Origin of the sequence: Janthinobacterium lividum, assembly GCF_034424625.1 — a bacterium.
Taxonomy (GTDB): Bacteria; Pseudomonadota; Gammaproteobacteria; order Burkholderiales; family Burkholderiaceae_D; genus Janthinobacterium; species Janthinobacterium lividum.
This window is the reverse complement of the sequence record NZ_CP139976.1, coordinates 1,096,509-1,109,395: the sequence shown is the minus strand read 5'-3', so window position 1 is coordinate 1,109,395 and position 12,887 is coordinate 1,096,509. Positions and strand designations below refer to the sequence as shown.

At 60.0% G+C, this 12,887-nt stretch carries 15 protein-coding genes; 3 read left to right on the top strand and 12 right to left on the bottom strand.

The features are described 5' to 3' along the window. Positions 1–17: 17 nt before the first annotated feature. From purH to tyrS, 7 genes are all read right to left on the bottom strand, one after another. Complete coding sequence (purH, locus tag U0004_RS04980) at positions 18–1,604, bottom strand: bifunctional phosphoribosylaminoimidazolecarboxamide formyltransferase/IMP cyclohydrolase (RefSeq protein ID WP_070253820.1); 1,587 nt, start codon at positions 1,602–1,604, stop codon at positions 18–20. Positions 1,605–1,700: 96 nt separating this feature from the next. Beyond that, complete coding sequence (locus U0004_RS04975) at positions 1,701–1,934, bottom strand: helix-turn-helix domain-containing protein (protein ID WP_008445162.1); 234 nt, start codon at positions 1,932–1,934, stop codon at positions 1,701–1,703. A gap of 191 nt (positions 1,935–2,125) precedes the next feature. Continuing rightward, complete coding sequence (gene dusB / locus U0004_RS04970; RefSeq protein WP_071653609.1) at positions 2,126–3,178, bottom strand: tRNA dihydrouridine synthase DusB; 1,053 nt, start codon at positions 3,176–3,178, stop codon at positions 2,126–2,128. 161 nt (positions 3,179–3,339) lie between these two features. After that, positions 3,340–3,984, bottom strand: coding sequence for a histidine phosphatase family protein (locus U0004_RS04965; protein WP_034784771.1), 645 nt, complete (start codon positions 3,982–3,984; stop codon positions 3,340–3,342). Between the two features lie 3 nt (positions 3,985–3,987). Continuing rightward, a complete protein-coding gene (locus tag U0004_RS04960) occupies positions 3,988–4,632 on the bottom strand; it encodes a YbhB/YbcL family Raf kinase inhibitor-like protein (RefSeq protein WP_070253821.1) in 645 nt (214 codons plus the stop codon). Between the two features lie 26 nt (positions 4,633–4,658). After that, on the bottom strand, positions 4,659–5,108 hold the full coding sequence (gene dtd / locus U0004_RS04955) for a D-aminoacyl-tRNA deacylase (RefSeq protein ID WP_070253822.1): 450 nt from the start codon (positions 5,106–5,108) through the stop codon (positions 4,659–4,661). Further along, positions 5,105–6,370: a tyrosine--tRNA ligase gene (tyrS, locus tag U0004_RS04950; RefSeq protein ID WP_070253823.1), complete on the bottom strand. Its 1,266-nt coding sequence runs from the start codon at positions 6,368–6,370 to the stop codon at positions 5,105–5,107. Before tyrS ends, dtd begins: the two co-directional genes overlap by 4 nt. A gap of 154 nt (positions 6,371–6,524) precedes the next feature. On the opposite strand from tyrS, the gene U0004_RS04945 reads away from it, so the two are divergent. Continuing rightward, positions 6,525–7,892: a M23 family metallopeptidase gene (locus tag U0004_RS04945; protein ID WP_034784764.1), complete on the top strand. Its 1,368-nt coding sequence runs from the start codon at positions 6,525–6,527 to the stop codon at positions 7,890–7,892. Between the two features lie 142 nt (positions 7,893–8,034). Then, complete coding sequence (locus U0004_RS04940; RefSeq protein WP_070253856.1) at positions 8,035–9,126, top strand: anhydro-N-acetylmuramic acid kinase; 1,092 nt, start codon at positions 8,035–8,037, stop codon at positions 9,124–9,126. Positions 9,127–9,191: 65 nt separating this feature from the next. Here U0004_RS04940 and erpA read toward each other — a convergent pair whose 3' ends face one another. From erpA to rplM, 5 genes are all read right to left on the bottom strand, one after another. Further along, positions 9,192–9,554 carry an iron-sulfur cluster insertion protein ErpA gene (gene erpA, locus U0004_RS04935; protein ID WP_029496047.1) on the bottom strand — a complete coding sequence of 121 codons (363 nt, stop codon included), beginning with the start codon at positions 9,552–9,554 and terminating at the stop codon, positions 9,192–9,194. 98 nt (positions 9,555–9,652) lie between these two features. Then, positions 9,653–10,042, bottom strand: a complete 390-nt coding sequence (locus tag U0004_RS04930) for a bactofilin family protein (protein ID WP_070253824.1) — start codon at positions 10,040–10,042, stop codon at positions 9,653–9,655. A gap of 90 nt (positions 10,043–10,132) precedes the next feature. Next, positions 10,133–11,170 carry an N-acetyl-gamma-glutamyl-phosphate reductase gene (argC, locus tag U0004_RS04925; protein WP_070253825.1) on the bottom strand — a complete coding sequence of 346 codons (1,038 nt, stop codon included), beginning with the start codon at positions 11,168–11,170 and terminating at the stop codon, positions 10,133–10,135. 179 nt (positions 11,171–11,349) lie between these two features. After that, on the bottom strand, positions 11,350–11,742 hold the full coding sequence (rpsI, locus tag U0004_RS04920; RefSeq protein WP_010393285.1) for a 30S ribosomal protein S9: 393 nt from the start codon (positions 11,740–11,742) through the stop codon (positions 11,350–11,352). A gap of 9 nt (positions 11,743–11,751) precedes the next feature. Then, positions 11,752–12,180 (bottom strand): 50S ribosomal protein L13, encoded by a 429-nt coding sequence (gene rplM / locus U0004_RS04915; RefSeq protein ID WP_010393282.1) that lies wholly within the window; start codon positions 12,178–12,180, stop codon positions 11,752–11,754. A gap of 225 nt (positions 12,181–12,405) precedes the next feature. Between rplM and U0004_RS04910 the strand changes: the two genes are divergently transcribed. Continuing rightward, positions 12,406–12,828 carry an OsmC family protein gene (locus U0004_RS04910; RefSeq protein WP_070253826.1) on the top strand — a complete coding sequence of 141 codons (423 nt, stop codon included), beginning with the start codon at positions 12,406–12,408 and terminating at the stop codon, positions 12,826–12,828. Positions 12,829–12,887: the final 59 nt, after the last annotated feature.

The window sequence follows — 12,887 nt, the reverse complement described above, 5'->3', positions numbered from 1 at the left end:
GCCGTTGGGTTCAATTATCAATGACGGAAGTGACGCGTGCCCGTGTAAAGCATCACGACGCCGCGCTCGTCCGCCGCATCGATCACTTCCTGGTCGCGCATGGAGCCGCCCGGGTGGATGACGCAGGTGGCGCCCGCGTCGACGACAACGTCGAGGCCGTCGCGGAACGGGAAGAAGGCGTCCGACGCCACGACGGAGCCCGTCAGCGACAGGCCGGCGTTGTGCGCCTTGATGGAAGCGATGCGGGCCGAGTCGATACGGCTCATCTGGCCAGCGCCCACGCCCAGGGTCATGTTATTGCCGCAGAAGACGATGGCGTTCGACTTGACGAATTTCGCCACTTTCCAGGCGAACATCAGGTCGGCCAGTTGCTGCGGCGTAGGCTGCAGCTTGCTGACCACGCGCAAGTCGCCGATGCCGACGTTTTTCGCGTCCGGCGATTGCACCAGCAAGCCGCCACCGACGCGCTTGAAGTCCATGGCGTGCACGCCGCTGCCCAGCGGGATTTCCAGCATGCGCACGTTTTGCTTGCTCGACAGAATCTGTTTCGCTTCCGCGGAGAACGACGGGGCGATCAGCACTTCGACGAACAGCTTGGCGATTTCGCCGGCCGTGGCCCCATCCAGTTCGGTATTAAACGCGATGATGCCGCCGAATGCCGAGGTCGGGTCCGTCTGCAGGGCGCGCGCATACGCTTCCGCCGCATTCTTGCCCAGGGCGACGCCGCATGGATTCGCGTGCTTGACGATGACGCAGGCGGCGCTTTGCTCGAAACCGCCCATGCTCTTCACACATTCCCAGGCAGCATCGGCGTCGGCGATGTTGTTATACGACAATTCCTTGCCTTGCAGCTGGCGGTAGTTGGCCAGCGCGCCATCGGTGGCGACCAGGTCGCGGTAGAAGGCGGCGCTCTGGTGCGGGTTTTCACCGTAGCGCATGTCTTGCACTTTTTCAAAGGCAACGTTCAAGATTTGCGGATAGGCGCCGCGCTCGGCGTGCACTTTCGTCGGACCCAGGCTGGTCAGGTAGTTGGTGATGGCGCCATCGTATTGCGCCGTGTGCGCAAAGACTTTCTTCGCCAGCATGAACTTGGTATCGTAGCTGACGTCGCCTGCCTTGCCGTCGGCCGCACGCATTTCCGCCAGCACCACGTCATAGTCGGTCGGGTCGCAGATGACAACCACGTCCTTGTGGTTCTTGGCTGCCGAACGCAGCATGGTCGGGCCACCGATATCGATATTTTCGATCGCATCTTCCAGGGTGCAATCGGCCTTGGCGACCGTGCCCTGGAACGGGTACAGGTTGACCACCACCATGTCGATGGTCGGCATGTCGTGCTCGACCAGTTTCGACATGTGCTCAGGGAAATCGCGGCGCGCCAGGATACCGCCGTGCACTTTCGGGTGCAGGGTCTTCACACGGCCATCGAGCATCTCCGGGAAACCCGTGTAATCGGCAACTTCCGTGACGGGAACACCGTTGTCAGCCAGCAATTTGGCGGTGCCGCCGGTGGACAGGAGGTTGACGCCGAGGGCGGACAGGGCGCGGGCGAATTCGAGAACGCCGGTCTTGTCGGAAACGGAGAGGAGAGCTTGTTTGATCATGGCTGTGGCTAGGTGGTTAAGTGTTCTTGGCGAATGGCGCAGGCCCGGTGCCGGGCTGCGGCGGATTCAAATCTTGGCGTCACTTGCATGCCGGCATTACAGCAAACCGTGCTCCTGCAATTTCTTGCGCAGGGTATTGCGGTTGATGCCCAGCATCTGCGCGGCGTGCGACTGGTTGCCATCGGCGCGTGTCATCACGACTTCCAGGATGGGCTTTTCCACGGTCAGCACGACCATGTCATAGATATTCGATGCTTGCTGTTCGCCCAGGTCATTGAAGTAATCTTCTAGACTTTTCTGTACGACTTCCTGAATGCTTTCTTTGCTCATTTTTATGCTTCAACCGGCTGAACACCTGGCAATCCGGCGCCGCGCCGCCCATGCGGTCCGCGTGCTGCCCTCTTGCCTCGGTGTTGTAATTAATATTGCATGACGCTCTGTATAGGCGCTCGCCCTTGTACTGCTGATCACTCTTGCTTGTCACTATTGCTTATAACTTATATCACTGCCTTGCTATCTGCTCATGCTGCCGTGGCCACAGGTTTGATCACATCGATCAGGCCACTTTCACTGGATTCGGAGAGGCGGTATTGTAACCGTTCGCCAAATTTCCATTGCGACTCAAAAAATTGATCGACGGCCAGCAATTGCGCGTCCGTCGATTCCAGCAAGTTCATTTGCTGGCGGAACGCTTCGCCGCCTTCCATATCCTTGACATACCAGCCGATGTGCTTGCGTGCCGTGCGCACGCCGAGGAATTCGCCGTAAAATGCGTAATGGGCGCGTAAATGCTCGTCCATCAGGGTACGCACTTCATCCACGTACGGCGCCGGCAGCAAGGTGCCGGTGCGCAGGAAATGGTCGATTTCACGGCAAATCCACGGCCGGCCCTGCGCCGCGCGGCCGATCATGACGGCATCGGCCCCCGTTTGATCCAGCACAAAGCGGGCCTTTTCAGGACTGGTAATGTCGCCGTTAGCCACCACGGGGATACCCACCGATGCTTTCACGGCGGCAATCGTTTCATATTCGGCATCACCCTTGTAGCCATCGGCGCGCGTGCGGCCGTGCAAAGTCAGCATCTGGATGCCGGCTTGCTCGGCGATGCGGGCGATGGTCAGGGCATTCTTGTTGGAACGGTTCCAGCCCGTGCGGAATTTCAGGGTGACGGGCACATCGACGGCATTGACGACGGCGTGCAAGATCTTTTCGACGAGGCTTTCATCTTGCAACAGGGCCGAACCGCACCAGCTGTTGCACACTTTTTTGACGGGGCAACCCATGTTGATGTCGATGATCTGCGCGCCCCGGTCCACATTGAACTTGGCGCAGTCGGCCAGGTCTTGCGGATCGGCGCCGGCGATCTGCACGGCCTTCGGCTCCATTTCGCCTTCGTGGTCCGTGCGGCGCGAGCTTTTTTCCGTCGCCCACAGGCGCGGATTCGACGCCGCCATTTCCGACACGGCGTAGCCGGCACCCAACTGCTTGCACAACTGGCGGAAAGGCCGATCCGTCACACCCGCCATGGGAGCGACGAAAACGTTGTTGCGCAGAATGTGAGGGCCGATTTGCACTGAAGAACCTGGAATGGACGGAGGAACCTGCTATTTTAACCGATTCCCTGCCTAATTAATAAGCACTATTTTTTTGCTTCAGTGCGCTTGGGCGGGCGCCGCGCTTGTGCAGCACAGCAAAACAGAGGCTCGGCGAGCCCGTCCGTCGGTTCGTCCGGCTCTTAGCCCAGCTCGTCCATCGCGGGCGCGCTCAAATGTTCGATATTTCCCCAATGCACCAAATGCAGCTTGCCGTCCGCGTAAGAAAAGCGGTTGACGCTGGCATTTTTGACCTGGAAGTCGCGCGGACTGTCGAGCGTCATGCCGACCGCCTCGCGGTAGGCGCATTCGAGCACGCCGCCGTGGGCCACGATGGCGATCGTCTGGCCGTCATATTTCCCGGCCCAGCGGGCGATGGCACCGTTCGCGCGCGCATAGAACTGGCGGAAACTTTCGGCCTGGCGCTCGCCCGACGGCATCACGGCATCGATCTGGCGCGATTGCCACTGTGCATATTCGTGCGGATAGCGCGCGGCGATGTCCGCATACAGCAAGCCTTCGAAGGCGCCATAGCAGCGCTCGCGCAGCAAGGAATCCGTTTGCACGGGTAAATCTTTCACGTCGGCCACGGCTTGCGCCGTCTGCTGCGCGCGCTGCAGATCGCTGGCGATGATGGCGGCCAGCGGTTCGTCCGCCAGCGCCTGCCCCAGCGCCCCCGCTTGCGCCAGGCCCGCCTCGTTCAGGGCGATGTCGATATGGCCCTGCAGGCGGCGGCCCGCATTCCAGGCCGTCTCGCCATGGCGTATCAGTAAAATCGTGGTGCTCATGCTTTATTTCTTCAGGGTAAGTGCCAATTCGGGGTTAAGCGAATAGGCGACGACGAGCTGGGCTTCGTCGAGGATGTGGCCGTACAGGGCTGCATGGGCTTGCTGCCCCGTGAAACGCTCGGGCAGCGCCAGGCGCGGCACGTCGAGCGCGTACAGGCGAAAAATATAATGGTGGATGCGCTCGTCATTCCACGGCGGGCACGGGCCATCATAGCCGTAATAGTCCCCGGCCATGGCGGCATCGCCGGCAAACCAGGCCGTATAGTCGTTGAGGCCCTGGCGCAGTGGCAACGCACCGCCGCTGGCGGCAGGCTTGCCGCGCGGCGTGATGCCGCTGGAAAACTCGCCAGCGGCAATAACCCGCATGGCCAGGGGAATATCAAGCAAGCTCCAGTGATAAAAGGCGCCGCGCGGCGCCGTCAGCGGCAGCGATTGGTCATCGCGGTTGGCCAGGCTGGCGTCTTGCGGCGCATCGGGGTCGATGCAGAACAGGGCCAGCGACTCGGTGCCGTTGGGCACCTCGTCCCAGGCCAGATGAGGATTGCGGTTGCCGGCGAGGCGCACGCGGCTGGCCGGATCGATCTCGGCAAAGGCATGGTCGGCCGGCATCAGGCCGCCATCACGAAACGTCTCGCTCCACAATTTCATCGCTTGCTCCTCTTTATATTTTTTAGTTATTGCTTTGCGTTTACTTGCAGCCAGAAGGTGACGGGCCCGTCGTTCGTCAGCGACACCTGCATGTCGGCGCCGAACTGTCCCGTTTGCACGGTCGCGTGACGGCTGCGCGCCTGGTCCACGAAATGCGTGAACAGGCGCAAGCCGTCCTGCGGCGCGGCCGCCGGCGTAAACGACGGGCGCGTGCCGGACTTGGTGTCGGCCGCCAGCGTAAACTGCGGTACCAGCAGCAAGCCGCCGGCCACGTCCGTCACGCTGCGGTTCATCTTGCCCGCCTCGTCGGCAAACACGCGATAGCCCAGCAGTTTTATAAGCAGGGCGTCCGCTTCCTTCTCCGTATCGCCCCGCTCCGCGCACACGAGCACCATCAGGCCGGCATCGATGGCGCCGATGGTGGCGCCGGCCACGTCGACCTTGGCCTGCGTAACGCGCTGCAGCAGCGCGATCATGCCGTCAAGGTGACGCGCGCAAAACTGCGCTTGCCAACTTGCAACACGAACTGGCCAGCCGCCACTTGCAAGCCCTTGTCGCTGATGACGGTGCCGTCGATGCGCACGCCGCCCTGGTCGATCTTGCGCATGGCTTCCGACGCCGATGGGCACAGGCCTGCCTGTTTCAGCAATTGCGGGATGCCCAGCGGTGCGCCAGCCAGCGTCACTTCCGGGATATCGTCGGGGATGCCGCCCTTCGAGCGGTTGACGAAGTCGGCCAGCGCCTCTTCCGCCGCCTGCTGCGAGTGGAAGCGGGCAACGATCTCTTGCGCCAACGCAACTTTGGCATCGCGCGGATTGCGGCCTTCCTCGACTTCGCGCTTCAGCTGGGCCAGTTCGGCGATCGAGCGCCACGACAGCAGCTCGTAGTAGCGCCACATCATGACGTCGGAAATGCTCATCAGCTTGGCGAACATGGTGTTGCCCGGTTCCGTGATGCCGATGTAGTTATTCTTCGACTTGGACATTTTTTCCACGCCGTCCAAACCTTCCAGCAGAGGCATGGTCAAAATACACTGCTGCTCCTGTCCGTACTGCTTTTGCAGTTCGCGGCCCACCAGCAGGTTGAACTTCTGGTCCGTGCCGCCCAGTTCCAGGTCCGACTTCAGGGCCACCGAGTCGTAGCCCTGCATCAGCGGGTACAGGAATTCATGCACGGAAATAGGAATGCCGCCCTGGAAGCGCTTGGTGAAATCGTCGCGCTCGATCATGCGCGCCACCGTGTAGTGGGAAGCGAGCTGGATGATGCCGCGCGCGCCCAGCGGATCGCACCACTCGGAGTTATAGCGGATTTCGGTCTTGCTGGCATCCAGCACCAAAGATGCTTGCGCGAAATACGTCATCGCGTTAATCTCGATCTGTTCCTTGGTCAACGGCGGGCGCGTGACGTTGCGGCCCGAAGGGTCGCCGATCATGGACGTGAAGTCGCCGATGAGGAAAATGACTTGATGGCCGAGGTTTTGCAGCTGGCGCATCTTGTTCAGCACGACAGTGTGGCCCAGATGCAAGTCGGGTGCAGTCGGGTCCAGGCCCAGTTTGATGCGCAGCGGAACACCGGTTTTCTCGGAGCGGGCTAATTTTTGCGCAAATTCGCTTTCGATCAAGAGTTCGTCGACGCCACGCTTGGTAATCGCGAGGGCTTCTTGTACTCTGTCCGACAGCGGAAGCGCGGTCTGAGCGGCGTTAGCCTTTGTAGGCGATGCGGTGGTGTTGATTTCCATAAAATTTGACTGTAGATCTCAAAATGGTAGTAGGTTTGCGGAGTTTGCTATAATGCTCGATCCCATCAATCTTGCCGTATGAAAACGAACCAAAATAACAATAACAAAGAGCATTAGTTCAGGTCACGTTCAAGGGCAAATTTTAACTGATTGCATGAACCCTATACATAAAATCACAGGCTCACGCTTGTACACACAGCTGACGACGACACGCAAGGCACGCATTATCGGTGCCTCCGCAGTGCTGCTCGCCGTGGCCGCCTTCGGCGCGGTCGCTGTGTCGCCCATGGCGCCCGACGCATCCGACTTGCCGGTCACGTCCATCGCCCAGAACCTGGAAATGCCTGATCTCGCCTCGCAAATTTCCGCGATGGAACAGGTAGACCAGAATTTCACCCACGAAGAAAAAGTCCGCGCTGGCGATACCCTCGCCACCCTGCTGACCCGTCTCGGCGTGGATGATGCGGCGGCCGCCAATTTCATTAAAACCGACAAGATCGCGCGCGGCGTGATGTTGCTGAAATCGGGCAAGCGCGTGCAAGCGCAAACGTCCGAAAACGGCGACCTCAACTGGATGCGCGCCACGCTCGTCGACGGCACGGACAAATCGGTCAAGAACATCCTGATCACCCGCAAGGGCGACAAGTTCGTGGCCACGGAAGTAGCTGCCCAACTGGAACGCCGCGTTGAAATGCACGCGCGCAAGATTACTTCCACCCTGTTCGCCGCCACCGACTCCAGCCTGGACGGCACCCGCCTGCCAGACTCGATTTCCGCGCAAATCGTGGAAATGTTCTCCACCAATATCGACTTCCGCTCCGACCTGAAACGCGGTGACTCGTTTAATGTTGTCTACGAAACATTCTGGCAAGATGGCGAATTTGTCCGAGCGGGCCGCATCCTGGCCGGTGAATTCACCAACCGCGGCACGACTTACCAGTCCGTTTGGTTCGAAGACCCAGCCAGCAAGCAAGGCGGCGGTTACTACAGTTTCGACGGCAAGTCCCTCAAAAAAGCCTTCCTGAAATCCCCCCTCGAATTCTCCCGCATCTCGTCCGGCTTCTCCATGCGCGTGCACCCGATTTCCGGCAACTGGAAAGCGCACAAGGGCATCGATTTCGCTGCAGCAACCGGCACCCCTATCCGCGCTTCGGGCGATGGCGTGGTCGATTCCGTCGGCAGCCAAAACGGCTATGGCAATGTTGTTGTCCTGAAACACTGGGCCAACTATTCCACCGCCTACGCACACATGAGCCGCTTCGCTTCGGGCCTGAAAAAAGGTCAAAAAGTCAGCCAGGGCGATGTGATCGGCTATGTCGGCACCACCGGCTGGTCGACGGGCGCCCATTTGCACTATGAATTCCGCGTCGGCGGCGTGGCACAGGACCCAAGCAAGCTGAACGTACAAGCCCAGGCGCCGTTGACGGCCGCCGAGCTGAGCCGTTTCCGCATGGTGTCGGCCGACATGATGCACCGCTTCACCCTGCTGCGTCCGAACGACACGGCACTGGCTGCGCGCTAAGCAACACTGCCTTCGGGCAACATATAAAGAAAGGCACCGCCCATGCAAATGGCCGGTGCCTTTGTTTTTCCCCGTGCGCTTCTGCGGCCGGCACAAATGCGGCACAATGCACCTCACCACTGACGCATTCAAGGAATACCCCATGCTGTATATCGGTTTAATGTCAGGCACCAGTCTCGATGGCGTCGACGGTGCGCTGGTCGACTTTTCCGACGAGGGCACGCGCAGCCTGGGCGACGCGTACATTCCCTTTCCCGCCAGCCTGCGCGCCGACCTGATGGCGCTGCAAAGTGCGGGCCAGAATGAAATCGAACGCGAAGCGCTGGCGGCAAACCGACTCGTGCGCCATTACGCCGATTGCGTCGCCATGCTTCTGAGCAACGCGGGCATAGTCCCGGACGCCATCGCTGCCATCGGTGCGCATGGCCAGACCATCCGCCACCGCCCGGAGCTGGGCTTTACGCGTCAGCTGAACAACCCGGCCCTGCTGGCCGAACTGACGGGCATCGACGTCATCGCCGACTTGCGCAGCCGCGACGTGGCGGCCGGCGGCCAGGGCGCGCCGCTGGTGCCCGCCTTCCACCAGGCCATCTTCAATCTGCCGGGCCACACGCGCGTGCTGGCCAATATCGGCGGCATCGGCAATATCAGCGTACTGCACGCGGACGGCACGGTGACGGGCTACGACACGGGTCCCGGCAATGCATTGATGGATGGCTGGGTCTTGCAGCACCTGGGCCAGCCCTACGACGCCGACGGTGCCTGGGCTGCCACGGGCCAGGTCATCCCTGCCCTGCTGGCAGAATTGCTCAACGATCCCTATTTTGACTTGCCTGCACCAAAAAGCACGGGACGCGACCTGTTCCATGCCGACTGGCTGGGCGCCAAGCTGGCCAGCTATCCGCAAGCCAGGCCAGCCGACGTGCAGGCGACCCTGACCCAGCTGACGGCCGCCAGCCTGGCGCACGCCATCGTGCGCGACGGCGCACGGGCGGAAACCGTGTATGTGTGTGGCGGCGGCGCGCAGAACGCCAGCCTGATGGCGGCGCTGGCCCGTGAATTGCCGGGCATGGCGGTGGCATCGACGGCAGCATTGGGCGTGGCGCCCAGCCAGGTCGAGGCGCTGGCCTTTGCCTGGCTGGCCTGGCGTTTTAACCAGCGCAAGCCGGGCAACTTGCCGGCCGTGACGGGTGCGCAGGGCTTACGCGTACTGGGGGCGCTGTATCCGCGCTGAGCCGGCGTAGAAACACAAATAGCGGATCGAAGATCCGCTATTGTCTTGCTTGCCCAGTTTAGTGCTTAAACGGAGAAAGACGAACCGCAGCCGCAGGTGGACGTCGCAGTTGGGTTTTTGATCACGAACTGCGCGCCTTCCAGGTCATCCTTGTAGTCGATTTCCGCGCCGACCAGGTACTGGTAGCTCATGGAATCGATCAACAGCTGGACGCCGTTCTTGACCATGGTGGTGTCATCTTCGTTGACGATTTCATCGAAGGTGAAGCCATACTGGAAACCGGAGCAGCCGCCACCCTGCACGAACACGCGCAATTTCAGGTCGGGATTGCCTTCTTCTTCGATCAGCTGCGCGACTTTTTCGGCGGCGCTATCGGTAAAGATAATAGGGGAAGGGATCACATCTTGCATTTCAGCGACGGCATTCATATCAGGCACTCCTACTAGAAAACATTAAGTCATTATAGACTGTTGGCGCAACTCGCGCTGCGGCCGCCGCTGATGCGGCTGGACGGTGTTGTTCCTGCTCACATTTCCGATACGGCCAGGTGCAGCACGGGATCGGCGCTGTCGTGGCGACTCAGCTTGCCTTGCACCAATGCGCCGCTGTGCATTTCCAGCACTTTGTAATAGACCTCTCCTACAATGCGGGCTTTTGGCTGGATTTCAAGCATTTCCGACACATACACGGGGCCATTGATCTCGCCGCTGACGACCAGGCTCGAACAGCGCACTTCGCCATCGATGCGGCCCGCTTCGCCCAGCACCACATACGTGGGCTCGCCCGGCTCGCCCGAGACGTTGCCGCGCACATGGCCATCGATGCGCAAGCCGCCGCAAAACAGCAGGTCGCCCTCGATCCGCGTGGAAGCGCCGATCAGGGTGTCGATGGGGTTTTTCGCATTGCGCTCGAACATGAACGTCATCCTGTCGGGGTACGTGGCAGTCCAATTTATCACAGGTCCGGCAAAAAGGCGCCGGACCCGCGCAAGCAGCGGCGCCGATAATTACGGCAGCAGGGCGATGTGTTGCAAACCGGCCGTTTCTTTCAAGCCAAACATCAAGTTCATGCACTGCACGGCCTGGCCCGACGCGCCCTTGACCAGATTGTCCTGCACCACCAGCACGATGACGGTATTGCCGCCTTCAGGGCGGTGCAAGGCCAGGCGCAGCATGTTCGAGCCGCGCGTGGAGCGGGTTTCCGGGTGCGAACCGAACGGCATCACGTCGACGAAAGGCTCATCCTTGTATTGCGCTTCGAACAAGGCTTGCAATTCTTCATTGCTGACATCCTTGTTCAGCTGCGCGTAGAGGGTCGAATGCATGCCGCGGATCATCGGCACCAGGTGCGGCGTGAAGGTCAGCGCCACTTTCTCATCCGTGAAACGCTGCAATTGCGCCGTCGTTTCCGGCAGGTGGCGGTGGCCGGCCACGCCGTAGGCCTTGAAACTGTCGCTGCTTTCCGAAAACAGGATGCCGATTTCCGCCTTGCGGCCGGCGCCCGACACGCCCGACTTGCAGTCGGCGATCAAGCCGCCCGCGTTGACCAGGCCCGCCTTGAGCAGCGGGTAAAAGCCCAGCTGCATGGTGGTCGGGTAGCAACCGGGGTTGGCGATCAGCTTGGCTTGCTTGATGTCTTCGCGGTTCAGTTCCGGCAAGCCATATACGGCCTGTTCGATCAGCTCGGGAGCCGTATGGGGAATCTTGTACCACTGCTCGAACTTGGCCTGGTCTTTCAGGCGGAAATCGGCAGCCAGGTCGATGACTTTCACGCCGGCGGCCAGCAAGGCTGGTGCTTGCGCCATGGCAACGCCATGCGGGGTGGCAAAGAAGACCACGTCGCACTGTTCCAGATTCGCCTTGTCCGGCGAGGAAAACGCCAGCTTGACGTGACCACGCAGGGAAGGATACATGTCGGCAACGGGCAAGCCATCTTCCTTGCGCGAGGTAATCGCCGTCAACTCGACATCTGGATGGGTAGCGAGCAAGCGCAGCAACTCCACGCCCGTGTATCCAGTGCCGCCGACGATGCCAACTTTGATCATGTTCTTTCCTTGTGTATAGATTGCATAAGATTGCATAAAGAAGAGGGGAAACGCTACCCCTGCGGGTTTTCGCGTATTTTACAGCGCAACGGCGCATCCCGCTGAAATGCAAAAAAGCCGCGGGACCGAAGTCCAGCGGCTTTTCGACCAGCACCCCGGAAGGTGCTGTAGCGTAGAAATTAACGCTTCGAGAATTGCTTTGCGCGACGTGCTTTGCGCAGACCAACTTTTTTACGCTCGACTTCACGTGCATCGCGGGTCACGAAGCCGGCTTTCGCCAGTTCCGGTTTCAACGCTGCATCGTAGTCGATCAGAGCGCGGGTGATGCCGTGACGAACTGCACCAGCCTGGCCCGACTCACCGCCGCCATGGACGTTGACTTTGATGTCGAAACGCTCGACATTGCCGGTCAGTTCCAGTGGTTGACGGATGACCATCAGACCCGTTTCGCGCGAAAAGTATTCGTTTGCTGGTTTGCCGTTAACAACGATCAAGCCTGTGCCAACTTTGATAAAAACCCGAGCCACTGCACTTTTGCGACGGCCGGTTCCATAATTGTAATTACCGATCATGTCAGTTCCTTAGAGAACAAGTGCTTTAGGTTGCTGAGCAGCGTGCGGATGGGAACCTTCCGCGTACACTTTCAGCTTCTTGATCATTGCGTAGCCGAGTGGGCCTTTAGGCAGCATGCCTTTGACCGCTTTCTCAAGCGCGCGACCTGGAAAACGCTGTTGCATTTTCTGGAAGTTGGTTTCGTAGATGCCGCCTGGATAGCCAGAGTGACGGTAGTAAATTTTCTCAGTAGCTTTGGTACCGGTCACACGCAGTTTGCCTGCGTTGATGACGACGATGAAGTCGCCGGTATCGACGTGAGGAGTAAATTCTGGTTTGTGTTTGCCGCGCAGTCGGAGTGCCACTTCGCTGGCAACACGTCCGAGGACTTTGTCCGTCGCGTCAACCACGAACCAATCGCGCTGGACTTCATGTCCTTTAGCGGAAAATGTTTTCATGTTGACTTCCTAATAGATTACACGCTCAAATGGTGGTTCCGCCGATGCTGCCGTGCGGACTCTGCCTTATTTACTTTTCCTGAGCGAACGGAAAGCCGACAAGTATAAGCGGCTTTGCCTTGCCGCGTCAAGCCGCAATCGAGGCCGGCTGCGGGCCGGCGGGCGGCACATGGACAGGCATTCCTCTATTACAATACAAAACGCTTACAATTTTCGGAGAGTACGATGGAATGCAAAGTCAGCTGGAATGGCCCGTCGGGCATGAGTTTTCGGGCAGAAACGGGTTCCGGCCACCTGGTGACCATGGATGGCGCGCCCGATGGCGGCGGCCACAACCTGGCGCCACGCCCCATGGAAATGGTCTTGCTGGGCACGGGCGGCTGCACCGCCTATGACGTGGTGCTGATCCTGAAACGCGGGCGCGAAGCCGTCAGCGGCTGCGAAGTGACCCTGAAGGCCGACCGCGCCGACACCGACCCGAAAGTATTTACCAAGATCCACTTCCACTTCACCGTGCGGGGCAAGTCCCTGAAACCGACGGCCGTGGAACGGGCCGTGGCCTTGTCGCATGACAAATATTGCTCGGCGTCGATCATGCTGGCGAAGACGGCGGAAATTACCCATTCCTTCGAGATTATCGAAGAGTAGGTCGGATTAGCGCGCCAGCGCGTAATCCGACAACACCGCCGACGCCAGCAATGTTGTCG

Coding starts and splice junctions, on each gene's coding strand:
- U0004_RS04975 (WP_008445162.1), bottom strand. CDS start 1,934: ATGAGCAAAGAAAGCATTCAGGAAGTCGTACAGAAAAGTCTAGAAGAT.
- erpA (WP_029496047.1), bottom strand. CDS start 9,554: ATGAATGCCGTCGCTGAAATGCAAGATGTGATCCCTTCCCCTATTATC.
- U0004_RS04910 (WP_070253826.1), top strand. CDS start 12,406: ATGGAATGCAAAGTCAGCTGGAATGGCCCGTCGGGCATGAGTTTTCGG.
- rplM (WP_010393282.1), bottom strand. CDS start 12,180: ATGAAAACATTTTCCGCTAAAGGACATGAAGTCCAGCGCGATTGGTTC.
- tyrS (WP_070253823.1), bottom strand. CDS start 6,370: ATGGAAATCAACACCACCGCATCGCCTACAAAGGCTAACGCCGCTCAG.
- U0004_RS04965 (WP_034784771.1), bottom strand. CDS start 3,984: ATGAGCACCACGATTTTACTGATACGCCATGGCGAGACGGCCTGGAAT.
- U0004_RS04930 (WP_070253824.1), bottom strand. CDS start 10,042: ATGTTCGAGCGCAATGCGAAAAACCCCATCGACACCCTGATCGGCGCT.
- U0004_RS04940 (WP_070253856.1), top strand. CDS start 8,035: ATGCTGTATATCGGTTTAATGTCAGGCACCAGTCTCGATGGCGTCGAC.
- U0004_RS04945 (WP_034784764.1), top strand. CDS start 6,525: ATGAACCCTATACATAAAATCACAGGCTCACGCTTGTACACACAGCTG.
- purH (WP_070253820.1), bottom strand. CDS start 1,604: ATGATCAAACAAGCTCTCCTCTCCGTTTCCGACAAGACCGGCGTTCTC.
- U0004_RS04960 (WP_070253821.1), bottom strand. CDS start 4,632: ATGAAATTGTGGAGCGAGACGTTTCGTGATGGCGGCCTGATGCCGGCC.
- dtd (WP_070253822.1), bottom strand. CDS start 5,108: ATGATCGCGCTGCTGCAGCGCGTTACGCAGGCCAAGGTCGACGTGGCC.
- rpsI (WP_010393285.1), bottom strand. CDS start 11,742: ATGATCGGTAATTACAATTATGGAACCGGCCGTCGCAAAAGTGCAGTG.
- argC (WP_070253825.1), bottom strand. CDS start 11,170: ATGATCAAAGTTGGCATCGTCGGCGGCACTGGATACACGGGCGTGGAG.